Source organism: Falsiruegeria sp. JB4-1, from assembly GCF_055693495.1.
In genome coordinates, this window is sequence record NZ_JBVFTZ010000001.1 from 753773 (window position 1) to 777479 (window position 23707).

Consider the following 23707-nt stretch of genomic DNA (forward strand, 5'->3'; position numbering starts at 1 on the left):
TGTGCCCTAAAACTACAACGTAGGGATCACGTAATTCATGATGCTCTGCATGCGGATCATCACACGACGGATGACATGTGTTGGCTTGACCGAGTCCGTGTAAACTGTGGCTACTCCAACTGCGCCCGGGCGTAGGGCCTCCATGATATCTGGATCGTCCAGTAAAATCTGTGCCACAAACGGTTCTGCCTGCACTTGCCCCGTCGTGTAGACCGTTCCCGACACCAGAGCCTGCCCTTGCGAAGAAATGTTGATGATGTCCCCAAGGGTCCCGGCCAGAACTATTCCGGGCTTGGTTTTTAACGCAATTTCAACGCCTTGACCAACTTCAAGGTGCCGAACATAGATCTGTTGAATGTTCGCCACCAGGATCTTTTCGGACGTGTCCACAAAGACCATGGCTAGCATGCGAAAGGAAGGCTGGTGACACGTTGGCCCACAGCCAAGGCAAGGTTGGTGACAAATCCGTCGCTCGGCGCGCGCACCGAGGTTTGATCCAGATTCCAGCGGGCCTGATCCAGATTTGCTTGTGCTTCGGCCACTTTTGCGACAACGCCGCTATCTGTAACTGCGCCCAATTCAGTCTCGGCCCGCGACACAGCGGCCTGTGCCTGATCAACAGCTGCGTCGGCCGCGTCGAGATCGGATTGGCGGCGCTCAAGGCGGTTTTCCGAGATTGTGCCGCTTGCAACTAGTTGGGCGTCATCGTCATATCGGCTCTGAGCCAGCACCTTGTGAGCAAGTGCTTGTTTCAACTGTGCTTCCGCGTTTCGCAATGCGTCTGTATCTTGCTTCGCTTGGGTTTGTGTCCGCACCAGCTGTGCCTCAGCGGCAGCAACAGCAATTTCAAAGGGTTCAGAATCGAGCCGGAACAAGAGGTCTCCCTTGTTGACCGGAATGTTTGGCTGGACTGCAATTTCAACGACCTCGCCGTTGACGTTCGGTATGATCTGAACGGCCCGCGTTAAGACACGGGTTGATCCCTGAGGTGCGCCCCACTGCAATGGAATGAAAAGGAAAATGAATAGAACAACCATCCAGACCAACGTCGTGGCCCATGTCAAACCAGAGTTTGGTACCACTTTTAGGCGGATCAGAACGAAAAGAAGAGCCACGTAGATAAGAGTGAGAAAGACAATCATGGCTTAGGCCTTCTTCTCAGAAACTGAGGCCATTCGGGGATCCTGCAATGGCACAGTGAAAGCCCAAACCAAAGCCAGCGGCCAGAAAATTCCAAACATCAACGCCCCAAGCCAACCCGCGACCGAGATAGCTTCGGCTTGTGGATGATTTCGGTCTTGGGCAATTTTTCCGGGCAGTCGCGCGAGCATAACGAACCCGACAATCGCGGTCAGAATCAGGACAACAAGAACAATCCAGGCAAAATAGTCCAATGCGGTCATGTGTAAGAACCCCGTGATAATGGAAATTTTTCAGCATTGTGCACGTGGTACAGGCTGATGAAAACTGATTTTACCGGAAACGGCACTGCATGAGAAACCAATGACCGGCTTTGGTGCTGGCATTGCCGACAAAAATGATCGAATAAGGGCAAACAGCCTTTAGCAACACGATCATGGCCGATATCGAATACTCAGAACTGGGCACACGACACCGTAACTCTCCGGGAACGCGAGCACTTGGCTGGATTGCCATCGTGATCGCTGGGATGTGTCTGTTGCCAATGCTTGCGGTGGTGTTGGCCGCCCTAACAGGTGGGACGGATACAGTGTCCCATCTGCTGTCTACAGTACTGCCACGATATGTGGTCACCACCGTTGTTCTTGTCGTACTGGTCGCAGCAGGTACTTTTTGCCTGGGCGTTGGGGCTGCCTGGTTAGTGACAATGACCCGTTTTCCCGGATCGCGGTTGATTGAGGTCGCGCTGGTGTTGCCGTTGGCTTTTCCGGCTTATGTGCTGGCTTATGCTTATACTTTTATCCTTGATCATCCGGGGATTGTGCAAAGCACCTTGCGAGAGGTGATGGGGTGGGGACCGCGTGACTATTGGTTCCCCGAGGTTCGCTCGACTGAAGGGGCGGCGGTGATGCTGATCCTGGTCCTGTACCCATACGTCTATTTGCTGGCTCGTGCCGCATTCCTGCAGCAAAGTGCGGCGGCATTTCATGCGGCGCGTTCCTTGGGTTCCAGTGCCTTCGCCGCGTTTTGGAAAGTATCTTTGCCCATGGCGCGTCCTGCGATTGCGGGGGGTGTGTTGCTTGCGGTGATGGAAACTATCGCCGATTTCGGGACCGTGGCCTACTTTGGGGTGCAGACGTTTGCGACAGGGATTTACACCAGCTGGTTTACGATGGCCGATCGGGGAGCTGCAGCACAACTCGCTCTGTGTTTGTTGGGGTTTGCCTTGATGCTTGCAGTCATGGAAAGGGCGCAGCGCGGCAAATCCAAATACCATCAGGCAGGCCGCCGACACGCGGGGCTACCTCAGGCCAAGTTGCGAGGGATACCAGCGGCGGCAGCCTTTGTCTTGTGTGTGATACCCGTGGTTCTGGGCTTTGTACTGCCTGTTTTCATTCTGTTTCAGATGGGTTTGGATTCCGAGCAGGATCTGTTGTCGCGCCGATACCTTGGATTTATCAAGAACTCGCTTACACTTGCATCCGTGGCCGCTGTGGTGACGGTCTGCGCAGCCATCTGCGTCGGCTTTTTCAGCGCCTTAAACCGGGCCGCCGTTCAATGGCCGCCGTTTACATTTCACGCCTTGGATACGCTGTACCTGGTGGTGTTATCGCCGTTGGTTTGATGGTGCCATTTGCGAACTTTGACAACATTCTGGACAGTTGGATGCGGGCCACGTTTGGTGTGTCCACCGGCTTGCTGATCACCGGGTCGATCTGGCTTTTGATAGCTGCTTATATGGTAAGGTTTTTGTCTGCAGCACTTTCGGCGTACGAGGGTGGGCAGAGCATGGTGCATCCGAACATGGATGCCGCCGCTCGGTCGTTGGGCAAGACACCTATGGGCACATTGCGCCGGGTGCATCTGCCGATCCTGACACCTTCGCTTTTGACAGCGTTGCTGATTGTCTTTGTCGATGTAATGAAAGAACTGCCTGCCACGCTGATCATGCGACCGTTCAACTATGACACCCTTGCGGTTCAGGCATTTCGTCTGGCATCGGATGAGCGACTCGAAGGGGCGGCGGTTCCGTCATTGGTCATTCTGGCGGTTGGATTATTGCCGGTTATCCTGATCTGTCGGCAGGTGGGGCGCGGGCGTTAGCGCCAGACGACCAAACCAGCCCCAACCGCGACCAAGCCAAGCCCGAGCAGGTTGGCGGAGGAAAACTCCCGAACTTCCAAGCCAAATGCACCAATCCGATCGTAGGCAAAGCTGGCGGCCAACTGCCCGATGATTACGCAGACCATGTAAGATGCGATACCCATGCGCGGTACAGCAAAGATCGAGACCAGTACTACGTAGACGCCGATCAGGCCGCCAAACCAGATCCAAGCAGGCACTGCCGCCATATCCGAGCGGCGTGGAAAAGGGGCGCCTGTGATGGTTAGAAGAGTAAACAACGCAACGGTTCCGATGGCAAAGGCAAGAGCCGTCGCCTGAATTGATCCACCAACCAGTTCGGACATCCGTGTATAGATTGCGCCCTGCGCCGCGATCAGGGCGCCTCCAATCACAACGGCCAGGATCAGGGCTGCCGTCATTTCAACAGTTTGTACATGTATGTTGTGGGTTCCAACCGGGCGTTGAACGGATTGTGGCAATAATCGGGGATTTCCCCGGCCGTTTCGTAACCCAGCGTCTGGTAAAGGTGCTGTGATGGATCCCCACTGCGGGTGTCGAGTACCAAGAGTGATTTGCCTGCATCACGTGCGCGCTGCTCCAAGGCCTCCATCAGGGCCCTCGCGTGTCCGCGTCTACGGCATTTGGGGTGAACGAGCAGTTTTGCGACATCTGCGCGGTGTGGTTGATTGGGCATTGTGGCGGGTATCAGTTGTACCGTGCCCATGACATGGCCGTCTTGCCGAGCGACAAGTAACTGGGACTGTCCAGTGTCAACCAAAGGGGCAACGCGGTTTTCCCAATAGGCCCGCGCATCCCGACGCGTGAATGGCAATATGAATCCGACACTCGCACCTGCATTGACGCATTCGCATAAGACATGTGCCAGATCATCCAAAATCGAGGGAAGCTCTTTCGGAAAAATTTGTTCGATCATATCAGCACCAGCATGTAACGAACGCCGCGACTTGGCGTGGTTTCAAACACAGAAGGCCCGGACAGGTGATATCGCAAACAATCTCCAGCTGTCAGATCATGGCGTACCGCATCGACTGTAAGTGACATCGCCCCGTCAAGAAGGATCACGTGGTGTTCCTGTCCCGGCTTAAGTGGACCGTCATAAGAAACGCGCGTTCCCGGCGGCAAGTGGCATTCGATTACTTCACCTGCCAGGCCCATTGCTGGAGGCGAGACCGATCGGCGGACAAACCCTGTTTCGGGGTCGGTCCACTCGGTTTGCCGTTCAATTGGGACGCGCGGAACAAATGTGTCTTCGATCATCATCATGAGGCGGGACATCGGCAGGCCATAGGCCGTGCATAATCGTCCTAGGTTTTCTGCGGTTGGGCTGACGTCGGCCTTTTCAAGGCGCGATAGCGATGCCCTGCTCAACCCGCTGCGGGCCGCCAATTGATCAAGAGACCATCCCCGTTGCTGGCGAAGCTCCCGAAGTCGTTCAGAGAGGCGTTGTGATAGAATATCAGGCATGATCAATAATGGGAAAGATTCTCAGTTACGAGAATAATGAAATATTTTTTTAATGAAAAATCAAGAAAAAAGGCGCGAAAAATTCTTCGCGCCTATTTCGTGGTGGGTGTTAAGTAAATTACTTCCAACCAGCTTCATCAAAGACTTTTTGTGCGGTTGGAATGTTCTTGGCTACCGCGGACAGGTCTACGTCATCAGGTTTGAACTGGCCAAGCTTCGCAACAGATTCAGCCAGCGCGACCCCGGAAACAGCAGGATATTCGTCGTTGGCGTTTGAGAAGTACTTCTGGGCCTGATCCGAAGCGAGGTACTCCAGAAACTTGATGGCGTTCTCTTTGTTCGGTGCATTGGCCGCCACACCGCCACCCGACAGGTTCATATGAGCACCTTCGGCGTCTTGGGAGGGAAACACCCAACCGATTAAGTCGACACTGTCGCTGACACCTTTGACGTTCTTTCGCAGGGCGCGAGCGAAGTAATAGGTGTTGCTGATCGCGATCTGGCACTCGCCGGAAACAAGCCCGCGCAGTTGATCGGTGTCACCGCCCTTGGGGTCACGCGCCATATTGGCGACAATCCCTTTGGCCCAGTCCAGCGCGGCATCTTCGCCGTGATGCTCGATGATCGAGGCCAACAAGGTCTGGTTATAGGTATTGGTCGACGACCGCACGCAGATCATACCGTCGTACTTGGGGTCGGCCAGATCAAGGTAGGATTGCGGCGGGTCGATGACGTCTTTTTTGCTGTAAAAAATTACCCGGCTGCGCTGCGAAAACCCGAACCATTGGTTGTCCTGATCTTGCAGGTAGCTTGGAATGCGGGCTTCTAGAACATCGCTGTCGATCGACTGCAAAACACCTGCGTTCTTGGCGCGCTCAAGGCGCGATGTGTCAACGGTGATCAAGACGTCAGCAGGAGAGTTCGCGCCTTCGGCAATGATACGGGCCGTCAGTTCGTCCGATTTTCCCTCAATCCGATTGATCGTGATGCCAGTGGCTTCTTCAAAGTCGGAGTACAGGCGTTCGTCGGTGTCATAGTGGCGCGAGGAGTAAAGGTTCAATTCACCTTCGGCCAGAGCGGTAGTGGTCAATGCCGCGACCATTACAGCGGCAAGTGGAGTGGTTGCGTTGAACATGGCAGGTCCTTCGTCGTGATGGGGGCGGATGCCGACCCGATTGCCCAAAGGACCTAATGCAATCCCGGCAATTTGAAAAGGAATTCCGATAAAAATACTCGGATAGGTTCAAGCCTATCCATCAGCGCTGTCCATGTTCCATGCGTGAAGGAGTTTGGGGAGAGCGATTTCCCAATCCATGACACCGGATTTGTCTGCCCAGTTCTGGTATGATCTGATCATTTCGTTCGCTCTATCCTCCTCTCCGCGGATTAGGTCTTTCAATTCTGTCCGGTCCGCTTCCATGTCGTACAATTCCCAATCCAAACCGTGCAGGCGAACAAGTTTGAACTGGCCCATACGAACAGCGGCATTACCTTCGTGCTCAAAAAAGATTGGCTGTTCCCGGGTCCAATCCGACCCCTGGAGCAATTGCAGCAGGCTTTCCCCCTGCAGGGGTTGGATCTCATGACCGCCCAGTTCTTTCAGATAGGGAGTGTCAGTAGCTTCGAGTATGGTGGGCAATAAGTCGACCACATGGCAAGCCGCGTGCTTGACCCCCTGTTTTTCGAAACTCTTGGGCCAGTGCGCCACCAAAGGAGTAGAAACACCTCCCTCGTGGACGTAATGCTTGAACAGTCGGAAGGGAGCGTTTGAAACGTTTGCCCAGGGCTTGTCATAGCTTTGAAAGGTTTGAGCGTCCCCTGGGTTCAGGTCGGGGATGTTGCCCATAGTGATCTTGCGGCCGTCATGCGTGATGTCCGGGTAGAATTGGGCCCACCCGTCTTCGGCCATGAATTCGGCACAACCGCCATTGTCGGACAGGAACAGGATCAGCGTGTTGTCCAACTGGCTCAATCTGCGAAGCGCGGCCACAAGTGTCCCGACGGACTGGTCCATCCGGTCGACCATGGCGGCATAGGTGGCCATCTTGGCGGCTTCCCAATCCTTATGCGTTTCATCCCCCCAATGGTGCACGTCCTGATCTCTTGGAGAGATGTCCCATGCCGTTTGAAACAGGCCCATGCCGTTCATGGTTTCATGCCGAGCAGTCCGGATCGCATCCCAACCCTTGGCATAAACGCCGTCATAGCGGGCGATGTCTTCAGGGTGGGCATGCAAAGGCCAATGCGGGGCGGTATGGGCGAGATAGAGAAAGAAGGGGGTATCGTCCTGTACTGCTTCTTCGATCATTCCAATGGCTTTGTCGGTGATCGCATCTGTGAAATAGAAGTCATCGGGCAGAACTTCGACCCGGCGGTCATCTTCCATCATGTAATGCGGCGAAAAGAAATGTGCGGCCCCGTCCATAATACCAAAGAAGCGGTCAAAGCCTCGCTGGCGCGGGGTGGGGTGTTCGACATCGCCGGGGCGCCAGCTGTCATAGTCACGAGATCCGAAATCCCCTGCTACATGCCACTTGCCGCTCATCAGGGTGCGATAGCCTGCGGCACGCAGGTGTTCCGCTATGGTGGCGGAGTCGTTGCGCAAGAACCCCTGATAGGCGGGCGTACCAAGATTGGCCCCCATGTGCCCGATGCCAGCGTTGTGAGGATAAAGCCCGGTCAAAAGAGAAGCGCGAGTGGGGCAACATCGCGCGCAATTGTACATCGCGCTTAGCAAGGTGCCATCTTTGGCTAGGGCATCGATGTTGGGCGTGCGAATTTCCGACCCGGTGCAACCCAGATCGGCAAACCCCATGTCATCGGCCAAAATCAGGATGACGTTGGGACGAGACATGGCGGACCTCCGGTTCTGTGCGGCCCAGTCAGGCTAGCAGCATTCGAAGAATCCCCACAGAACTCTCTGTTCGGTGGTCCAATCAGGGGAGAGGGCATAAAAAAACCGCGCTCGAAGGCGCGGTTTTCTTTGAATATGCGGTCTGGTTTAGCCCTGGCGAGCTTTGAACCGACGCTGCGTTTTGTTGATCACATAAACGCGGCCTTTGCGACGCACAACACGGCAATCACGGTGCCGGTTCTTGAGCGAGCGGAGCGAGTTCTTGACCTTCATGGCCTGTCTCCTGTCCTGCGGCGCCTTTGCAAGGTGGCCAGCGCCTGGTGTTACGGGTGTCCCGGAAAACCGAGACAGTGAAATTCATGGTGGGCGATACAAGGTTCGAACTTGTGACCCCTTCGATGTCAACGAAGTGCTCTACCACTGAGCTAATCGCCCATGAATACCTTTGCAATCCCTGTCCCAGAAAAAACTAGGACGCGGAGAACCGCGCCGGTAGCGGGGTCTATAAAAGGAGTCGTCGAGGGGATCAAGGGCTTTTGATCGAACTATTTTCCGGTCTATGTTTTTCTTTGTAAGGAGATCCCATGCCGCGAGCTGCATATCATTTGTCCGAACCTATGAAACGCACATCCTGCGTGGTTTTTGCGTCTCCTCACAGTGGAAGTGACTATCCGGACTGGTTTCTGAATCAAACTGTTCTGGATGAAAGAGCGATTCGTTCATCCGAGGACGCTTACGTTGACCTTCTGTTTCAGGATGTTGCTGATCATGGTGCCCCATTTCTGAAGGCCGGTGCACCACGAGCGTTTCTGGATTTGAACCGTAGCCCTGACGAATTGGACCCGGCTTTAGTAGAAGGTGTTCGCAAGCATGGGCACAATCCTCGCGTGGCATCGGGACTGGGGGTGATTCCCCGTGTCGTGGCAAACGGGCGGGCGATCTATCGAGGTAAGTTGCCTTTGAGCGAGGCCCGTCGGCGTATCGAAAAGTATTGGCATCCCTATCATACTCGGTTGCAGTCACTATTGAACGATTCACATCAAATGTTCGGTCAGGCGATCTTGTTGGATTGTCATTCGATGCCCCACGAAGCGTTGGACAGTGTTTGCCGTAGAGGTAGAGCGTGCCCGGATATCGTTCTGGGTGATCGTTTCGGGGCTGCTGCCTCAAGCGAAGTCATGGATGAGGTCGAGGCGGCATTTGTTGACGTCGGGCTTACAGTAATGCGCAACACACCGTTTGCAGGAGCCTATGTAGCTCAAGCTTACGGGCGCCCGTCACGCAGGCAGCACGCCATTCAGATCGAAATTGATCGCTCTCTGTACATGGACGAAAAGCGGATCAGACCGAACGCTGACTTTGATCGCGTGCGAACGCTACTTGGACGTATGGCGGCGCGAGTCGCAGCTTTTGGGCAGGGGCCAGTAAAGGTTGCTGCCGAGTAAGAAGCGCCCGGTGTATACGACGGCTTTCGCCAGCTATTTCCGCACGTAATTCAAAATCAACGTAATGTGCGCCCTTTGATGATTGCGTCGCTGCCAAAGCGCTCTCGGATTTTGTCGGTGGCCCGTTCTGCTTCGTTGCGTTGGCCTGCTTGCGGATCCAGCAAATCTCCGGATTTGTCCGCGTCATGTTCCGGGCACAAATCCGACAACCCGCACCCCAAAAGGCGATAAGGGCCCTGATCCCCAACTTGGTCAAACAGGTTGCGGGCCGTGCGATACACTGTATCCGCCATCTGCGTCGCGTCCCTGAGAGAAACGCGCCGCGTAAGCAGTGCATGGTTTGCGCGCTTGAGTTTGAGTGTTACGACGCGCCCTGCGATACCTTTCGCCTTGGCGCGATCCGCAACTTTTTCCGCCATGCGCCATAGATGTCCGTCCAGGATATGCGGATCACCGGTGTCTTCGAAGAAAGTGGTCTCATTCGAGATGGATTTCATCGGTTCGTGTGCGGAAACTTTGCGTTTGTCCTGGCCGCGCGCAAGGTGCCACAAGCGGTACCCCATGGCGCCAAACCTGTCAGCCAGGGCCTGTTGCTCCCATCGCAGCAAATCACCGAACGTTCGAATGCCTGCCTTTTCCAGCGAAGCTTGTGCGGCTGGACCAATCCCCCAGATCAAGCGAACGGACTTTTCTTCGAGAAAGGTAGCCGTCTCTTGGCGACTGATCACCGAAAACCCGCGTGGTTTGTCCAAATCTGAGGCGACTTTTGCAAGAAACTTGTTGTGGCTCAGGCCGATAGAACCGGTCAGGCCCAATTCGTTTTTCATCCGTTTTACCAGCTTTGCCAGCATCACTGCTGGAGGCGCGCCGTGCAATTTCTGTGTGCCAGAAAGATCCAGGAAAGCTTCGTCCAGCGACAATGGTTCTATCGCTGGCGTCAATTCGTCCATCATGCCTCTGATGTGTCGACTGACTTCTGCGTATACGCTCATTCTCGGCTTGATCACCACGGCATCTGGACAAAGGTCCAGCGCTTTGAACATTGGCATGGCAGAGCGGACACCGCGAATTCGGGCAACGTAGCAGGCTGTTGAAACCACACCTCGCTTGCCCCCTCCTATGATAACCGGCTTGTCTTCCAGTTCTGGGTTGTCGCGTTTTTCGACCGAGGCATAGAAGGCATCACAATCCATGTGAGCTATAGACAGATCGAACAATTCGGGGTCCGCTACCACCCTTGGGCTACCGCAAGAAGGGCAGCGTCGCGCATCTTGGAACTGGAACATGCAGTCGCGGCACAGGGAAGGCATTGGCGGCTCGGAATTGAAGTGTTGTAACTGAGATTAAGATCAATACGTTGTACGTCGGATTCGGGCGAAATGACAGTCTGACGGGGTGATTTTCATGACATATGCAGGTTCAAAACTTGCGATCTTTATTGGGTCGAAATTGCTGGTGATCCTAAGGGACGATCGGGATGATATCCCCTATCCAGGACACTGGGACTTGCCCGGCGGAGGACGGGAGGGAACCGAAAGCCCGGAAGACTGTGCACTACGAGAAACCGAAGAAGAGGTTGGTTTGAGATTGTTGGTCTCGAATATCAGTTGGGCGCGATCATACGAGCGGCCGCACGGAACAGTCTGGTTTTTTGTCAGCCATCTGGATGCAGACGCAGTAAACGATATTCGTTTTGGTTCCGAAGGGCAGGGATGGCAGCTCATGTCGCCCATGGAGTACGTCGAACATCCCCTGGCGGTTCCTCATTTTGCGGACCAGCTTCGGACCTACTTGTGGGAAACCGAGATGGTGTGCTGAGGCCAAAGATCAGTTACGCGAGTACACAAACAGACTGATGCTTGTCCAAAAATTGGTTAGATAAGGGGGCTTTACCGAGAAAACCCCCGCTTCTCGAGCGGGGGAGGTAACGAACTTCAGGAAGAATAAGCTCGTTGGGGAGTGTCTCACTCTTAGACTTCACCAAAAATCGCTGTTCGCATAGCCTAGATTTCCAGTCGCTTGAATTGAGTGCGGCATATGTGCTTTTGCGGGCACAGCGGGCAGGCAGCTCTGCGTTAGGTTTCAACCTTTGCTTACCGAAGTCGAAATCGCCGGAAGCATCCTGGAAAGGGAATAGTCAATTTCAAGCTTTAGGCCGGTTCCGGGTCGTCGCTTGTGCCGAGTTCAGTTCCGCGAGAATCTCTTGTGCCGCAGCGCGTGGATCGGGCGCACGATAGATGGGACGTCCGACGACGATGTGGTCGGCTCCGTCGGAAACAGCATTGGCTGGAGTAGCGACACGTTTCTGATCACCCAATTCAGCGCCAGCTGGACGAACGCCAGGCGTAACGATCAGACGGTTGTTGGCCTCAGGCAGGGCCCGGATCAATCCCGCTTCTTGTGGAGAAGCGATCACCCCGTCCGCCCCAGCCTCGAATGCGTTTGCCGCCCGTTCAGTGACAAGGTCGTGAATATCACCTGCTTTGATCAAGCCAGCATCCAGATCATCGCGGTTCAAGGACGTCAGGATGGTCACGGCCAGGATCTTCATGTTGGTGCCAGCAGCACCTTCCTTGGCGGCTCGGACGACATGTGGATCCCCATGAACAGTCAGGAAATCCAAATCGAACTGCGACAGCCCCCGAACCGCGCTTTCCACAGTATTGCCGATATCAAATAATTTCATGTCCAGGAAAATGCGTTTGCCATGATCCTGTTTGAGTTCATTGGCAAGAGCGAGCCCGCCGCCAGTCAGCATTCCAAGCCCGATCTTATAGAACGAAACCGCGTCGCCCAGCTGTTCTGCCAGGGCCAAACCTTGCAAGGCATTGGGAACGTCAAGGGCGACGATCAGTCGGTCGTCAGACGCAGGTGTAGCGGTCATTGGGCGCAATCCTCTCTGTATGGGGTCGCGCCTGTCTAAATAGCTGTCTCCGCCAGTGCAAGAGACGTCGATGCTTTATGCGAGCAAAGCCAAGGGGGTTGAACATGCTCGGACAATTCGACGGATCGTCTACCTGAGCGGTATTCAGGCATGCGCCTCAATTGCCGCATGGCATCCCCGACAAAGGCTTTTGCACGTTCCTTGGGGCATTCATTGGCAGGCATATCCAGTGCACAGAATAGAGTGACAAACATATCGCCCAGCGTCATGCAGACATTTGCAGTATGACGCGTGGATTGTTCGCAGTAAGAGTAGTGAGAAATTTCTATATTCGTAACCAGCATGACAGCCTCCACTTTGTACCCTTATCTGAACTCTGAAATATTACTAAAGTGAGGCGCTGTTGAGGTGAAATTCAGAGAATTTAACTCATTTTGAATTTCCGTGATCGAACCTCTTGAAGCGTAGCATTCATTTCCCAAATTGAATGTGAGGCCCAACGACAGGCGTGCCGATTTCGGGCGCCGACATGACCGGGCGCTTGGAAAAGGAGAGAATGATGGACTTGAACAAGTTCACCGAGCGGGCACGAGGTTTCGTGCAAGCGGCGCAGACAATTGCGATGCGCGAAGGGCATCAGCGACTGACGCCCGAACATATTCTAAAAGCTTTGATGGATGACGAGCAGGGGCTGGCGAGCAACCTGATCACCCGAGCGGGCGGTGCGCCCGGCCGCGTGGTTGAAGCGCTTGATCTGGCCCTGTCAAAACAGGCCAAGGTAAGCGGTGATGCTGGCCAGATCTATCTGGACACTCAAACCGGTAAGGTCTTGGCCGAGGCCGAAAAACTGGCGCAAAAGGCGGGTGACAGCTTTGTCCCGGTCGAGCGTGTTCTGATGGCACTCTGCATGGTAAAGTCCAAGGCCAAAGAGGCGTTGGATGCAGGCGCGGTGAGTGCACAGAAGCTCAACGAGGCAATCAACGACATTCGCAAAGGACGCACAGCTGATACCGCCAGTGCCGAGGATGGTTATGATGCACTCAAGAAGTACGCCGATGACCTGACCGAGGCAGCGGCTGCGGGGAAGATCGACCCGATCATTGGTCGGGACGAGGAAATTCGCCGAGCAATGCAGGTGCTCAGCCGCCGAACCAAGAACAACCCGGTTCTGATTGGCGAGCCCGGCGTTGGTAAAACCGCGATTGCCGAGGGGATGGCGCTACGCATCATCAACGGTGATGTGCCTGAATCCCTGCGCGACAAAAAGCTTTTGTCGCTCGACATGGGTGCGTTGATCGCGGGTGCGAAGTACCGTGGTGAGTTCGAGGAGCGCCTGAAGGCGGTTCTGACCGAAGTGACCGAGGCTGCGGGCGAAATCATCCTGTTCATTGACGAGATGCACACGCTGGTCGGCGCCGGTAAGTCCGACGGTGCGATGGATGCCGCCAATCTGATCAAACCTGCGCTTGCCCGCGGCGAGTTGCACTGTATCGGTGCGACCACGCTGGATGAGTATCGCAAATACGTCGAAAAAGACGCAGCTCTGGCCCGCCGGTTCCAACCGGTCATGGTCAGCGAGCCGACGGTTGAGGACACGATTAGCATCCTGCGCGGTATCAAGGAGAAGTATGAGCTTCACCACGGTGTTCGTGTCTCGGACTCGGCGCTGGTATCGGCGGCGACTCTGTCGCATCGCTACATCACTGACCGCTTCCTGCCAGACAAAGCCATCGACCTTGTGGACGAAGCAGCCAGCCGTCTGCGGATGGAGGTCGACAGTAAGCCCGAAGAGCTTGACCAACTCGACCGCCAGATCCTGCAATTGCAGATCGAGGAAGAGGCATTGAAACTCGAAGACGATGCTGCGTCCAAGGATCGTTTGGAAACGCTGCAAAAGGACCTGTCGAATCTGCAGGAGAAATCCGCCGAGATGACGGCACAGTGGCAGGCCGAGCGTGACAAGCTGAATGCAGCGCAGTCGTTGAAAGAGCAGTTGGACAAGGCGCGCGCCGATCTGGAGATCGCCAAACGCGAAGGTAACCTCGCCAAGGCTGGTGAGCTGTCATACGGGGTTATCCCTGAGCTGGAAAAGCAGCTGGAACAAGCAGAAAACCGCGAAGACGGCGGCATGATGGCCGAAGAGACTGTGCGTCCCGAGCAGATTGCGGCTGTGGTAGAGCGTTGGACTGGCATCCCCACGTCCAAGATGCTGGAAGGCGAGCGTGAAAAGTTGCTGCGGATGGAAGATGATCTGCACCGCCGCGTGATCGGTCAGCACTCGGCCGTGACCGCCGTAGCAAATGCGGTGCGTCGTGCACGGGCTGGATTGAACGATGAAGGTCGCCCGTTGGGATCCTTCCTGTTCCTAGGACCGACCGGTGTGGGTAAGACCGAGCTGACCAAGGCTGTCGCCGATTTCCTGTTCGACGATGACAGCGCCATGGTTCGGATCGACATGTCCGAGTTCATGGAAAAACACGCGGTGGCGCGTCTGATCGGTGCCCCTCCGGGTTATGTTGGGTACGACGAGGGCGGTGTGTTGACCGAGGCCGTGCGCAGGCGTCCGTACCAGGTTGTCCTGTTCGACGAGGTCGAAAAGGCACATCCCGACGTCTTCAACGTGTTGCTGCAGGTGTTGGATGACGGTGTGCTGACTGATGGTCAGGGTCGCACGGTCGATTTCAAACAGACACTGATCGTGCTGACCTCGAACCTTGGGGCACAGGCGCTAAGCCAACTGCCTGAGGGTGCTGATGCCTCGGATGCGCGGCGAGATGTGATGGACGCGGTGCGGGCTCACTTCCGGCCCGAATTCCTGAACCGTCTGGATGAGACGATCATCTTTGATCGCCTAGCACGCGCGGACATGGACGGCATCGTCGACATTCAGCTTGGACGCCTGTCAAAACGTCTTGCTGGTCGCAAGATCGGTCTCGAGTTAGACGAAGCCGCAAAAACCTGGCTTGCCGATGAAGGCTATGATCCGGTGTTTGGTGCCAGACCGCTCAAGCGTGTGATACAACGCGCGCTGCAGAATCCGCTGGCCGAGGCTCTGTTGTCAGGGGACATCAAGGATGGTGAAACGGTTCCGGTCTCGGCCGGATCCGACGGTTTGATCATCGGTGACCGCTTGGGATCATCGGATCGTCCGCGGCCGGATGATGCAGTGGTGCACTGACGAACACCTCGACACCTGAACCGATACATAAAAGCCCGCCAGTTTTGGCGGGCTTTTTTTGTCAACCGCTTGAAGTTCTCTCGTCACAGGTGCGTTTGGCTTGGGCAACCGTCAGTGAGTTTCCGATAATTGAGACATCTGTTGTGAACGTCGTGCTCGGCGCTACGCCAGGTGGGGGAGAGAAGGCAAAAGTGACCGCGCGTTGACCGGGTTGCGCTTTGCTGGGCGCGGGTCCACTCCAGACATAAAGCCGGGCATTCCCGGATGTTGACAAACGCCGCAAGGCGTAATCTCCGGCGCCACACCAGTAAATGGCGTTTTCAGAGAAATCAGCGATGACCTCCAAAAGGCCATTGCCGATGTCGTAGGCATCGGAACGGGATTCGTTTCCGCTGTGGCCGATGGCGGGAAGCCCGATCATTGCAGTGGCGATTACGAGTCTTGAGACACGCTTTTTGAGGGTTCCGGTCATGAATGGTGTCCTCGGTTGTCGAGTTTGTACGACTTAATACGGTTTGTGGTTCCTTTTGGACCAATGTCGTTTCATGGATCGCGCAAATTGTAGCAGCCAAGCGAATGTCGCCTTGCCCGATCCATTGTCGCCCGCTAGGTTTTTCAGCGCTACGAAACTCCCGAAATTGGAAAGGCCAACCTATGAGGAACTGGACCCTGCTTGCTGTGGCTGTGCTCGTAATGGGTTTGGTTTTGATATTCCTCCAGTTGCACCCGCCAAAGACAATTCGGTTAGCCGCGGGCCCTTCGGGAGGCGCCTACAGTCAGGTTGCCGAACGGTACAAGGAGCAACTGGCACGAGATGGTATCGAGCTTCAAATTGTCGAAACTGCTCGGCTCTGTCGAGAATGTTTCACTGCTCGAAGGCCGCGAGGTGGATGCGGCTCTGGTGCAGGGTGGAATTGTCGTTGCTGATTTGTCCATCGAAGCCATCGGCGCAATTTTCTTTGAACCAATGGTGTTTCTGGCCCGGAGTGAGTTGACGATTCCCGGAAACCCGGCGTTTTGGCGAAATCTGCGAATAAACGGTGGTCGTCCCGGTTCCGGTACAGCTGCTGCGTTTGTCGACTTTCAGACCGCTATTGGGCTTGACCCGACAGCCAACGAAATTTTTGAGCTGGGCTATGATGACGCGGTTAGTGCATTGGTGGCGGACCAGATCGATGTCGCGGTGTTTGTCGCGCCAATCGATGCGCCCTATTTGCAACGTGCCTACGGGCATCCCGATATCCAATTTGTCTCACTTGAGCACAGCGATGCAATTGCTCGCAGGTTGGCTTACGCAACCACGGTTACGGTGCCGACCGGGGCTGTGTCACTTCTGCCGGTTATCCCACCTGTGCCTCAATCCATTCTTGCGCTTGAAGCACGTCTGGCGGTCGCGCCAGACCTGCATCCCGCGTTGGTCAATCGCTTGACCATGGCTGCAAAGACACTTCACGCTTCGCGCGACATCATCACCGACCCCGACGCCTTCCCTTCGATTGATGGGACGGATCTACCGATCAACAATGCCGCGCGGCAGTTGATCATGGAAGGACCGTCGACTTGGCACGACTGGTTGCCGTATTGGATGGCGGCCCAGGTCAATCGAACATTGCTCCTTCTGTTGCCGATCCTGTTCATTGTGGTCCCAATGCTGCGGGCCTTGCCGGGGATCTATGCCTACATCATGGGTTGGAAAGTGTGGCAACACTATCCCGACATCCGTGCCATTGAAGATGAGCTCGATGAGAGCCCTTCGAGGGAAGATCTGGAGCGGATGGATGCAAAATTGGTTGAGCTGGATGACCGGCTGTCCAAGGTGCGTTTGCCCGCTGCCTATCGTCAGGCTGCCTATCACGCGCGGATGCATGTCGAGCTGGTGCGCAAGCGGATCGCAGGGATGCGCACGACTTGAGGCGCAGGCGAGCGTGGGCGGTGTAACATTTGGCCGACGCGCTATTTATATGCATAATCTAGATCTGGGGGTCATTTGCTCGCCGCGTCTATATGTGGGGTGAGCCAGCCAAATTCTGTTTCAATCTCCTTTTCGCAACGTGATTGCAGGTGGCTTGATCCGTCGTGCTGTTGTGGCCAGTCTCTTACTTAAGCCAGCAACGCATCAACCGCAGCAAGAACAGATCGGAGGTCCCCAGATGGGATTTGCAATGAACGCCATCGAGTTTATGGCTTTTGCCTTTGTCAGTGTCGTCGGAGTGGCGGTCCTGGGCGCGATCGTTTTGTTCTTCATCGACCGGTTCCAAACCCATGACGCCATCCGGCGGAATTACCCTGTCATCGGGCGCTTTCGAAAATTGTTCAGTGGGCTGGGAGAGTTCTTTCGCCAGTATTTTTTCGCAATGGACCGCGAAGAGCTGCCGTTCAACCGGGCGCAACGTGAATGGGTCAACCGCGCGGCCGAGGGCGAGGGGAACACGGTCGCCTTCGGTTCAACTCGCAATCTGAACGTGCCTGGTACGCCGATCTTTGTGAATGCACCCTTTCCACCGCTTGGCGACCAATTCACCAAATCTGAGCCGCTGCGGATCGGTCAGACCGCGCGCGAGCCGTATGATGCGCCGTCATTCTTCAATATCTCAGGCATGAGCTTTGGCGCGATTTCCAAACCTGCGGTGCAGGCACTCAGCCGTGGTGCGAAAGAGGCGGGCGTTTGGCTAAACACAGGCGAGGGGGCGCTGAGTCCGTTTCACTTGGAGGGTGGCTGCGACATCGTTTTCCAGATTGGGACCGCGAAGTACGGCGTCAGGGATGAGCACGGTAACCTAAGCGATGACAAGCTGCGCGAAGTTGCAGCTCATGAAACCGTACGCATGTTCGAAATCAAGCTGGCCCAGGGCGCCAAGCCGGGCAAGGGTGGCATTCTACCTGCCGAAAAAATCACGGATGAGATTGCTGCGATCCGTGGAATCAAGAAAGGCCATGACAGCCAATCCCCTAACCGGCACCGCGAGGCGGGCAACGTCGAAGAGCTGCTGGATATGATCAGGCATGTTCGCGAGGTCACCGGCAAGCCGACCGGCATCAAAACCGTTGTGGGCTCTGAGCAGGTGTTCGTGGATCTTTTTGACGCCATTGTTGCACGCAGCGATGATTGTGCACCGGACTTTATTACCTTGGACGGGGGCGAAGGGGGCACAGGTGCCGCGCCTATGCCACTGATTGATTTGGTCGGCATCTCCGTGCGCGAGGCATTACCCGTCATTGCGAACCTGCGCGATGAACGCGGGCTTAAGGACCGTATCAGACTGGTATCGAGCGGTAAGCTGATTAACCCCAGCGACGTGGCCTGGGCCTTGGCGGCGGGGGCGGATTTTGTGACTTCGGCCCGAGGGTTCATGTTCTCGCTTGGCTGCATTCAGGCGCTCAAATGTAACAAGAACACATGCCCAACCGGAATCACCACCCATGACCCGCGCTTTCAAAAGGGACTGGTGGTTGAACACAAATACAAACGCGTCGCCCGCTATGCGCAGGAAATCCGGCACGAGGTGGAAACCATCGCGCATTCCGTTGGCGTGCCCGAGCCCCGGATGCTGCGCCGTCGCCACGTGCGGATCATGATGGAGAACGGCTGCTCAACGCCGATGAACGAAATTCTGCCAAGTTACAGCCCCGTCTCTGAAACGTGAAACAAGTTGGTTTGGCCTGACCAATCCGAACAGCTACCTGATAACAAACGATCAACAACCGGAGACCGAAATGGCCCACCGCTGGAAGAACGATTTGACCCTCGCTGACGTGACACCCGAGGCGGCATTCCTGAACCGCCGTCATTTTATTGCGGGGCTGGCCGGGGTTGGGCTTGCCTCAATTGCAAAACCTGCCTTGGCCGAAGAGCTGGAGGCCAATACCTGGGAAGAAATCACAACCTACAACAACTTCTATGAGTTCGGCACGGGCAAGGGCGATCCTGTACAATATGCCGATATCATGAAGACCGACCCATGGACGGTGCAGATCGACGGCATGGTCGACCGCCCCGGTGACTATGGGTTCCAGCAGATCATGTCCGAGATGACGGTCGAAGAGCGTATCTATCGTTTCCGCTGCGTTGAAGCATGGTCAATGGTCATTCCATGGAATGGCTTTGAATTAGCTGACCTACTCAACCTGGCAGGCGTTCAAGAGGGTGCAAAATACGTGGGCTTTGAAACGCTTTATCGTCCCGAAGAAATGCCAGGCACCCAATACCCCGTTCTGGAGTGGCCCTATAAGGAAGGTTTGCGCCTGGACGAGGCAATGCACCCCCTAACGATCATGGCCACAGGTATCTATGGTAAACCGATCCCGAACCAAAACGGCGCGCCGCTTCGGTTGGTGGTGCCATGGAAATATGGCTTTAAGTCGATCAAGTCGATCGTGCGCATCACTTTGACAGACAAAGAACCACCCACCAGCTGGAATCAGGCCAATGGTCGCGAATACGGTTTCTACAGCAACGTGAACCCCGAGGTGTCTCACCCACGTTGGTCGCAAGCTAGTGAACGCAAGATCGGCGGTGGATTGTTTGCCAAACGCATTCCGACGCTAAAGTTCAATGGTTACGAGAAAGAAGTGGCTGGTCTTTATGAAGGTATGGATCTGGCAAAGTTCTACTGATGTGGCAGGGGGCTGGTTCAGAACCCCAATCGCGCGGCAAAATTTGGTTCAGGGGACACCAACCCCAGATGACGGTTGCGCTGCGCGATGTCTTCCATGTCCGCCACGAACTGTGCCCGCCCGGACAAGAACTTGGGTATGTAGAGCGGTTTCTGCTCGGCAAATGTCAGAACCAATGCCGGGCGACTTTTGTGGACTCGGATGTCCACCAAATCTGAAAGATGGCGGGTTTGGCGGGACAGATCCACGCCGCTGCACTCGATCTGGGCTCGATCATAAACTACTTTCTGGAAGAAGAGCAGCATGACCCAGGAATATCCGGTGAGAAGGCAACAGACGACCAGAAACGCCAGATGTATGCGCGGATCCGAGACACCGACGTTGTACCAAATGGGTGACAAATCCGTCGTTAGGAAAATCAGAGTGGCCAGTGTCGGCGTCATTAGCCGCATTCCCCACGGTGGCCGCAATTCTGAAATGCCGTCGATGCGTGTCATTGAACGGCTGTCGAAGAGCGACGAGAGCAAGGACATGCCAATCTCATCAAAGCTGCTGTCTTGGGAAAAGATTGATGTGCGGCCCTTTTTGTTGCGCCAAAGGACGGCACCTGCGGTTGTAAGAAGCCCCAAGAACATACTGAGGAACGCGGCGGTGAACATGGTTTCGTCGAGCATTGGAACCTCATGCGGGACAGGACAAAGTTATCGGTCAAAAATTCGATTTGGGTCTTTTGAGCAGGGTCGTTGGTTGATTGGTTTGGTTTTTGGCGGAAACGGGGCCATAGCATGACATTGACTTTTGAAGGGAGCACAGTGCTCTGATGGTTGACCAAGTGAACCGCTTTGTGCGTTTGTGCCCGGCATGGGTGCTGTATCTTTCTGGAGGCGTATATCCTGCCTGGCTGCTCTATCAGGGGCTGACCGGCGGATTGGGTGTTGATCCGGTCAAGGTGCTGGAACACGAGATGGGCGAGCGGGCGCTGCAACTCTTGCTTCTAGGGTTGGCGATAACCCCACTTCGTCAGTTCACCGGTTTGAACCTGATGAAGTTTCGGCGCGCCATTGGGGTTCTGACCTTTGTCTACGTTCTGTTACACCTGCTGGTTTGGCTGGTTCTGGATGTACAGATTCTTAGTCAGGTCTGGGCCGACATTCTTAAACGCCCTTACATCACCATTGGAATGGCGGGGTTCCTGATCCTGCTGCCATTGGCGTTTACGTCCAACAACTGGTCCGTGCGCAAGCTTGGTCCCAAATGGCGAAGTTTGCACAAAGCGGTTTACGCCGCAGCTATCCTGGGTGCAGTTCATTATGTCATGGTCGCCAAGGGTTTTCAGATCGAGCCATTGATCTATCTAGGTGTGACTGTGGTCCTGCTGATGCTGCGACTCCCCAACAGACGAAGACGAGCCCAACGCGCCTGATTCCTAACTTTAAGGGCTATACGCGAAGCAGAAGTTCATGAGTCTGTGGGCGAGTCTGTGGAAAACTCCATTTTTCTTTATTGGGTTTGAAGCTCGACTGGAGGGACTGTGGTTATCGGTCTGAAATCGAAGCGCTGTTGTTGGTTTAACCAATTGGAATTATTGACTTTTTCAACTTTCTTTTGATTTTTGTGATTTTTGTGATTTTTTGGGTTGCGGGTGTTTGGTGTTAGGACTAGAACCCCCTTCACCGGCGGCGCTGAGGCGCTACGGTGCGGACGGAACGGACTGGACGGAGAGTTCGGGATGGGAAGTTCGGAGAGAATTCGAGGTAGGATTGACGCGGTTTGCGCCAGGTAAGATTGGCGCTTCGTGTTGGTTTTTGTCTCTGGGGTTTAGGCTCCGACGCTGTTTGACAATAGAATACACTGAAGAGATATGTGGGCGGTTTGGTTCATTTCGATGGATCAACGTCTGTATATCAACGCTCTTAGGGTTTCGGCCCGATGATTGAGTGTCAGCTTCACTGTTTGTACGGCTTTCGCTACTTTGTAGCTGAAGCACACAAACAGAGAAAACTTATATTGGTTTCAGTAATGCCAATATGAGTGATGTGCAGAGGTTCGAACGTCAAGGATAAGCATGCAAGTGCTTTTCAACTTGAGAGTTTGATCCTGGCTCAGAACGAACGCTGGCGGCAGGCCTAACACATGCAAGTCGAGCGCGCCCTTCGGGGTGAGCGGCGGACGGGTTAGTAACGCGTGGGAATATACCCAAAGGTAGGGAATAGCCTCTGGAAACGGAGAGTAATACCCTATGTGCCCTTCGGGGGAAAGATTTATCGCCTTTGGATTAGCCCGCGTTAGATTAGATAGTTGGTGGGGTAATGGCCTACCAAGTCTACGATCTATAGCTGGTTTTAGAGGATGATCAGCAACACTGGGACTGAGACACGGCCCAGACTCCTACGGGAGGCAGCAGTGGGGAATCTTGGACAATGGGCGCAAGCCTGATCCAGCCATGCCGCGTGAGTGATGAAGGCCTTAGGGTCGTAAAGCTCTTTCGCCAGGGATGATAATGACAGTACCTGGTAAAGAAACCCCGGCTAACTCCGTGCCAGCAGCCGCGGTAATACGGAGGGGGTTAGCGTTGTTCGGAATTACTGGGCGTAAAGCGCGCGTAGGCGGATCAGAAAGTAAGGGGTGAAATCCCAGGGCTCAACCCTGGAACTGCCTCTTAAACTCCTGGTCTTGAGTTCGAGAGAGGTGAGTGGAATTCCGAGTGTAGAGGTGAAATTCGTAGATATTCGGAGGAACACCAGTGGCGAAGGCGGCTCACTGGCTCGATACTGACGCTGAGGTGCGAAAGTGTGGGGAGCAAACAGGATTAGATACCCTGGTAGTCCACACCGTAAACGATGAATGCCAGTCGTCAGCAAGCATGCTTGTTGGTGACACACCTAACGGATTAAGCATTCCGCCTGGGGAGTACGGTCGCAAGATTAAAACTCAAAGGAATTGACGGGGGCCCGCACAAGCGGTGGAGCATGTGGTTTAATTCGAAGCAACGCGCAGAACCTTACCAACCCTTGACATCCTAGGACAACTCCAGAGATGGAGCCTTCCTTCGGGACCTAGTGACAGGTGCTGCATGGCTGTCGTCAGCTCGTGTCGTGAGATGTTCGGTTAAGTCCGGCAACGAGCGCAACCCACATCCTTAGTTGCCAGCAGTTCGGCTGGGCACTCTAGGGAAACTGCCCGTGATAAGCGGGAGGAAGGTGTGGATGACGTCAAGTCCTCATGGCCCTTACGGGTTGGGCTACACACGTGCTACAATGGCAACTACAGTGGGTTAATCCCCAAAAGTTGTCTCAGTTCGGATTGGGGTCTGCAACTCGACCCCATGAAGTCGGAATCGCTAGTAATCGCGTAACAGCATGACGCGGTGAATACGTTCCCGGGCCTTGTACACACCGCCCGTCACACCATGGGAGTTGGGTTTACCCGAAGGCCGTGCGCCAACCTTTCGAGGGGGCAGCGGACCACGGTGAGCTCAGCGACTGGGGTGAAGTCGTAACAAGGTAGCCGTAGGGGAACCTGCGGCTGGATCACCTCCTTTCTAAGGATGTTTCTAGTCATCATAGAGTTCGCTCTTGATCGTGAAACACTTAGCAACGGTCAGTATACAAAACTGACCAAACATCAGGACCAGGCCGTCCTCATATCTCTTCAGTCACCGAGCCCTGAATGCAGGGTTCTTCAAGGGGCCTTAGCTCAGCTGGGAGAGCGCCTGATTTGCATTCAGGAGGTCAGGAGTTCGATCCTCCTAGGCTCCACCAGATATACGGCCCTGGATAACCACGAGGGGCTGAACGCCGATTTTGCAACGCAAAATCAGCTGGGTCGGTAGCTCAGGTGGTTAGAGCGCACGCCTGATAAGCGTGAGGTCGGAGGTTCAAGTCCTCCTCGACCCACCATATCCCTTCGATTTGATCGTTAAGCACCGTTTTTGGTTTTTAACCGTCCAATCGGACGTCGCTTCTTCGGAAGCATTGACATCG

At 54.9% G+C, this 23707-nt stretch carries 21 protein-coding genes, 3 tRNA genes, 1 rRNA gene and 1 pseudogene; 11 read left to right on the top strand and 15 right to left on the bottom strand.

The window, feature by feature from the left end; all coding sequences use genetic code 11:
• Window positions 1-12: 12 nt before the first annotated feature.
• Genes ACZ1HE_RS03860 through ACZ1HE_RS03870 form a run of 3 tightly spaced genes read right to left on the bottom strand, consistent with a single transcriptional unit; the run spans window position 13 to window position 1403 of the window.
• Window positions 13-408 (bottom strand): hypothetical protein, encoded by a 396-nt coding sequence (locus ACZ1HE_RS03860; RefSeq protein WP_472619629.1) that lies wholly within the window; start codon window positions 406-408, stop codon window positions 13-15.
• Window positions 402-1142: an HlyD family secretion protein gene (locus ACZ1HE_RS03865; protein WP_472619630.1), complete on the bottom strand. Its 741-nt coding sequence runs from the start codon at window positions 1140-1142 to the stop codon at window positions 402-404. Before ACZ1HE_RS03865 ends, ACZ1HE_RS03860 begins: the two co-directional genes overlap by 7 nt.
• 3 nt (window positions 1143-1145) lie before the next feature.
• Window positions 1146-1403: a DUF3302 domain-containing protein gene (locus ACZ1HE_RS03870; protein ID WP_472619631.1), complete on the bottom strand. Its 258-nt coding sequence runs from the start codon at window positions 1401-1403 to the stop codon at window positions 1146-1148.
• 173 nt (window positions 1404-1576) lie between these two features.
• Between ACZ1HE_RS03870 and ACZ1HE_RS03875 the strand changes: the two are divergent.
• Window positions 1577-3243: pseudogene (locus tag ACZ1HE_RS03875) on the top strand (ABC transporter permease).
• On the opposite strand, the gene ACZ1HE_RS03880 reads toward ACZ1HE_RS03875, so the two are convergent.
• The 7 genes from ACZ1HE_RS03880 to ACZ1HE_RS03910 form a co-directional block, all read right to left on the bottom strand.
• Window positions 3240-3683: a DMT family transporter gene (locus tag ACZ1HE_RS03880; RefSeq protein WP_472619632.1), complete on the bottom strand. Its 444-nt coding sequence runs from the start codon at window positions 3681-3683 to the stop codon at window positions 3240-3242. The pseudogene ACZ1HE_RS03875 and the gene ACZ1HE_RS03880 overlap by 4 nt on opposite strands.
• Window positions 3680-4198: a GNAT family N-acetyltransferase gene (locus ACZ1HE_RS03885; RefSeq protein WP_472619633.1), complete on the bottom strand. Its 519-nt coding sequence runs from the start codon at window positions 4196-4198 to the stop codon at window positions 3680-3682. Before ACZ1HE_RS03885 ends, ACZ1HE_RS03880 begins: the two co-directional genes overlap by 4 nt.
• Complete coding sequence (locus ACZ1HE_RS03890; RefSeq protein ID WP_472619634.1) at window positions 4195-4749, bottom strand: helix-turn-helix domain-containing protein; 555 nt, start codon at window positions 4747-4749, stop codon at window positions 4195-4197. The genes ACZ1HE_RS03885 and ACZ1HE_RS03890 overlap by 4 nt, the downstream gene beginning before the upstream one ends.
• 118 nt (window positions 4750-4867) lie before the next feature.
• On the bottom strand, window positions 4868-5884 hold the full coding sequence (locus ACZ1HE_RS03895; RefSeq protein WP_472619635.1) for an extracellular solute-binding protein: 1017 nt from the start codon (window positions 5882-5884) through the stop codon (window positions 4868-4870).
• A 114-nt stretch (window positions 5885-5998) separates the two neighbouring features.
• The gene (locus ACZ1HE_RS03900; protein WP_472619636.1) at window positions 5999-7603 is read right to left on the bottom strand and encodes an arylsulfatase; all 1605 of its coding nucleotides are present in this window, start codon (window positions 7601-7603) and stop codon (window positions 5999-6001) included.
• Window positions 7604-7750: 147 nt separating this feature from the next.
• On the bottom strand, window positions 7751-7876 hold the full coding sequence (gene ykgO, locus ACZ1HE_RS03905; protein ID WP_008562923.1) for a type B 50S ribosomal protein L36: 126 nt from the start codon (window positions 7874-7876) through the stop codon (window positions 7751-7753).
• An 87-nt stretch (window positions 7877-7963) separates the two neighbouring features.
• Window positions 7964-8038, bottom strand: a tRNA-Val gene (locus ACZ1HE_RS03910).
• A 149-nt stretch (window positions 8039-8187) separates the two neighbouring features.
• Here ACZ1HE_RS03910 and ACZ1HE_RS03915 point away from each other — a divergent pair.
• Entirely contained in the window at window positions 8188-9048 is an 861-nt protein-coding gene (locus tag ACZ1HE_RS03915) for an N-formylglutamate amidohydrolase (RefSeq protein WP_472619637.1), read from the top strand.
• Between the two features lie 56 nt (window positions 9049-9104).
• Here the strand turns inward: ACZ1HE_RS03915 and ACZ1HE_RS03920 are convergent, their stop codons facing one another.
• A complete protein-coding gene (locus tag ACZ1HE_RS03920) occupies window positions 9105-10358 on the bottom strand; it encodes a DNA polymerase IV (protein ID WP_472619638.1) in 1254 nt (417 codons plus the stop codon).
• A 94-nt stretch (window positions 10359-10452) separates the two neighbouring features.
• Here ACZ1HE_RS03920 and ACZ1HE_RS03925 point away from each other — a divergent pair, with 94 nt between their 5' ends.
• Entirely contained in the window at window positions 10453-10866 is a 414-nt protein-coding gene (locus ACZ1HE_RS03925; protein ID WP_472619639.1) for an NUDIX hydrolase, read from the top strand.
• 325 nt (window positions 10867-11191) lie between these two features.
• Here ACZ1HE_RS03925 and pyrF read toward each other — a convergent pair whose 3' ends face one another.
• Window positions 11192-11932 carry an orotidine-5'-phosphate decarboxylase gene (gene pyrF, locus ACZ1HE_RS03930; protein ID WP_472619640.1) on the bottom strand — a complete coding sequence of 247 codons (741 nt, stop codon included), beginning with the start codon at window positions 11930-11932 and terminating at the stop codon, window positions 11192-11194.
• A 35-nt stretch (window positions 11933-11967) separates the two neighbouring features.
• Window positions 11968-12276 carry a hypothetical protein gene (locus ACZ1HE_RS03935; protein WP_472619641.1) on the bottom strand — a complete coding sequence of 103 codons (309 nt, stop codon included), beginning with the start codon at window positions 12274-12276 and terminating at the stop codon, window positions 11968-11970.
• A 215-nt stretch (window positions 12277-12491) separates the two neighbouring features.
• On the opposite strand from ACZ1HE_RS03935, the gene clpB reads away from it, so the two are divergent.
• Window positions 12492-15110: an ATP-dependent chaperone ClpB gene (gene clpB, locus ACZ1HE_RS03940; protein ID WP_472619642.1), complete on the top strand. Its 2619-nt coding sequence runs from the start codon at window positions 12492-12494 to the stop codon at window positions 15108-15110.
• Window positions 15111-15171: 61 nt separating this feature from the next.
• Here clpB and ACZ1HE_RS03945 read toward each other — a convergent pair whose 3' ends face one another.
• Window positions 15172-15582 (bottom strand): hypothetical protein, encoded by a 411-nt coding sequence (locus tag ACZ1HE_RS03945; RefSeq protein WP_472619643.1) that lies wholly within the window; start codon window positions 15580-15582, stop codon window positions 15172-15174.
• Window positions 15583-15924: 342 nt separating this feature from the next.
• Here ACZ1HE_RS03945 and ACZ1HE_RS03950 point away from each other — a divergent pair, with 342 nt between their 5' ends.
• From ACZ1HE_RS03950 to msrP, 3 genes are all read left to right on the top strand, one after another.
• Window positions 15925-17022: a TAXI family TRAP transporter solute-binding subunit gene (locus ACZ1HE_RS03950; protein ID WP_472619644.1), complete on the top strand. Its 1098-nt coding sequence runs from the start codon at window positions 15925-15927 to the stop codon at window positions 17020-17022.
• A gap of 238 nt (window positions 17023-17260) precedes the next feature.
• Window positions 17261-18754 (top strand): FMN-binding glutamate synthase family protein, encoded by a 1494-nt coding sequence (locus tag ACZ1HE_RS03955; protein WP_472619645.1) that lies wholly within the window; start codon window positions 17261-17263, stop codon window positions 18752-18754.
• A gap of 70 nt (window positions 18755-18824) precedes the next feature.
• Complete coding sequence (msrP, locus tag ACZ1HE_RS03960) at window positions 18825-19724, top strand: protein-methionine-sulfoxide reductase catalytic subunit MsrP (RefSeq protein ID WP_472619646.1); 900 nt, start codon at window positions 18825-18827, stop codon at window positions 19722-19724.
• A 17-nt stretch (window positions 19725-19741) separates the two neighbouring features.
• Here msrP and ACZ1HE_RS03965 read toward each other — a convergent pair whose 3' ends face one another.
• Window positions 19742-20398, bottom strand: a complete 657-nt coding sequence (locus tag ACZ1HE_RS03965) for a hypothetical protein (RefSeq protein ID WP_472619647.1) — start codon at window positions 20396-20398, stop codon at window positions 19742-19744.
• 146 nt (window positions 20399-20544) lie between these two features.
• On the opposite strand from ACZ1HE_RS03965, the gene msrQ reads away from it, so the two are divergent.
• From msrQ to ACZ1HE_RS03985, 4 genes are all read left to right on the top strand, one after another.
• Window positions 20545-21147: a protein-methionine-sulfoxide reductase heme-binding subunit MsrQ gene (msrQ, locus tag ACZ1HE_RS03970; protein WP_472619648.1), complete on the top strand. Its 603-nt coding sequence runs from the start codon at window positions 20545-20547 to the stop codon at window positions 21145-21147.
• Between the two features lie 656 nt (window positions 21148-21803).
• Window positions 21804-23265 (top strand): 16S ribosomal RNA (locus ACZ1HE_RS03975).
• A 144-nt stretch (window positions 23266-23409) separates the two neighbouring features.
• Window positions 23410-23485, top strand: a tRNA-Ala gene (locus ACZ1HE_RS03980).
• Between the two features lie 61 nt (window positions 23486-23546).
• Window positions 23547-23623, top strand: a tRNA-Ile gene (locus ACZ1HE_RS03985).
• Window positions 23624-23707 lie beyond the last annotated feature (84 nt).

Excerpts from the sequence above, each read along its gene's own strand:
- ACZ1HE_RS03870 (WP_472619631.1), bottom strand. The coding sequence starts at position 1,403 with ATGACCGCATTGGACTATTTTGCCTGGATTGTTCTTGTTGTCCTGATT.
- ACZ1HE_RS03925 (WP_472619639.1), top strand. The coding sequence starts at position 10,453 with ATGACATATGCAGGTTCAAAACTTGCGATCTTTATTGGGTCGAAATTG.
- msrQ (WP_472619648.1), top strand. The coding sequence starts at position 20,545 with ATGGTTGACCAAGTGAACCGCTTTGTGCGTTTGTGCCCGGCATGGGTG.
- ACZ1HE_RS03885 (WP_472619633.1), bottom strand. The coding sequence starts at position 4,198 with ATGATCGAACAAATTTTTCCGAAAGAGCTTCCCTCGATTTTGGATGAT.
- ACZ1HE_RS03890 (WP_472619634.1), bottom strand. The coding sequence starts at position 4,749 with ATGCCTGATATTCTATCACAACGCCTCTCTGAACGACTTCGGGAGCTT.
- ykgO (WP_008562923.1), bottom strand. The coding sequence starts at position 7,876 with ATGAAGGTCAAGAACTCGCTCCGCTCGCTCAAGAACCGGCACCGTGAT.
- ACZ1HE_RS03965 (WP_472619647.1), bottom strand. The coding sequence starts at position 20,398 with ATGCTCGACGAAACCATGTTCACCGCCGCGTTCCTCAGTATGTTCTTG.
- ACZ1HE_RS03915 (WP_472619637.1), top strand. The coding sequence starts at position 8,188 with ATGCCGCGAGCTGCATATCATTTGTCCGAACCTATGAAACGCACATCC.
- ACZ1HE_RS03900 (WP_472619636.1), bottom strand. The coding sequence starts at position 7,603 with ATGTCTCGTCCCAACGTCATCCTGATTTTGGCCGATGACATGGGGTTT.
- ACZ1HE_RS03935 (WP_472619641.1), bottom strand. The coding sequence starts at position 12,276 with ATGCTGGTTACGAATATAGAAATTTCTCACTACTCTTACTGCGAACAA.
- ACZ1HE_RS03950 (WP_472619644.1), top strand. The coding sequence starts at position 15,925 with ATGGTATCGAGCTTCAAATTGTCGAAACTGCTCGGCTCTGTCGAGAAT.
- ACZ1HE_RS03880 (WP_472619632.1), bottom strand. The coding sequence starts at position 3,683 with ATGACGGCAGCCCTGATCCTGGCCGTTGTGATTGGAGGCGCCCTGATC.
- ACZ1HE_RS03860 (WP_472619629.1), bottom strand. The coding sequence starts at position 408 with ATGCTAGCCATGGTCTTTGTGGACACGTCCGAAAAGATCCTGGTGGCG.
- ACZ1HE_RS03955 (WP_472619645.1), top strand. The coding sequence starts at position 17,261 with ATGGGATTTGCAATGAACGCCATCGAGTTTATGGCTTTTGCCTTTGTC.
- msrP (WP_472619646.1), top strand. The coding sequence starts at position 18,825 with ATGGCCCACCGCTGGAAGAACGATTTGACCCTCGCTGACGTGACACCC.
- ACZ1HE_RS03895 (WP_472619635.1), bottom strand. The coding sequence starts at position 5,884 with ATGTTCAACGCAACCACTCCACTTGCCGCTGTAATGGTCGCGGCATTG.
- ACZ1HE_RS03945 (WP_472619643.1), bottom strand. The coding sequence starts at position 15,582 with ATGACCGGAACCCTCAAAAAGCGTGTCTCAAGACTCGTAATCGCCACT.
- ACZ1HE_RS03920 (WP_472619638.1), bottom strand. The coding sequence starts at position 10,358 with ATGCCTTCCCTGTGCCGCGACTGCATGTTCCAGTTCCAAGATGCGCGA.
- pyrF (WP_472619640.1), bottom strand. The coding sequence starts at position 11,932 with ATGACCGCTACACCTGCGTCTGACGACCGACTGATCGTCGCCCTTGAC.
- ACZ1HE_RS03865 (WP_472619630.1), bottom strand. The coding sequence starts at position 1,142 with ATGATTGTCTTTCTCACTCTTATCTACGTGGCTCTTCTTTTCGTTCTG.
- clpB (WP_472619642.1), top strand. The coding sequence starts at position 12,492 with ATGGACTTGAACAAGTTCACCGAGCGGGCACGAGGTTTCGTGCAAGCG.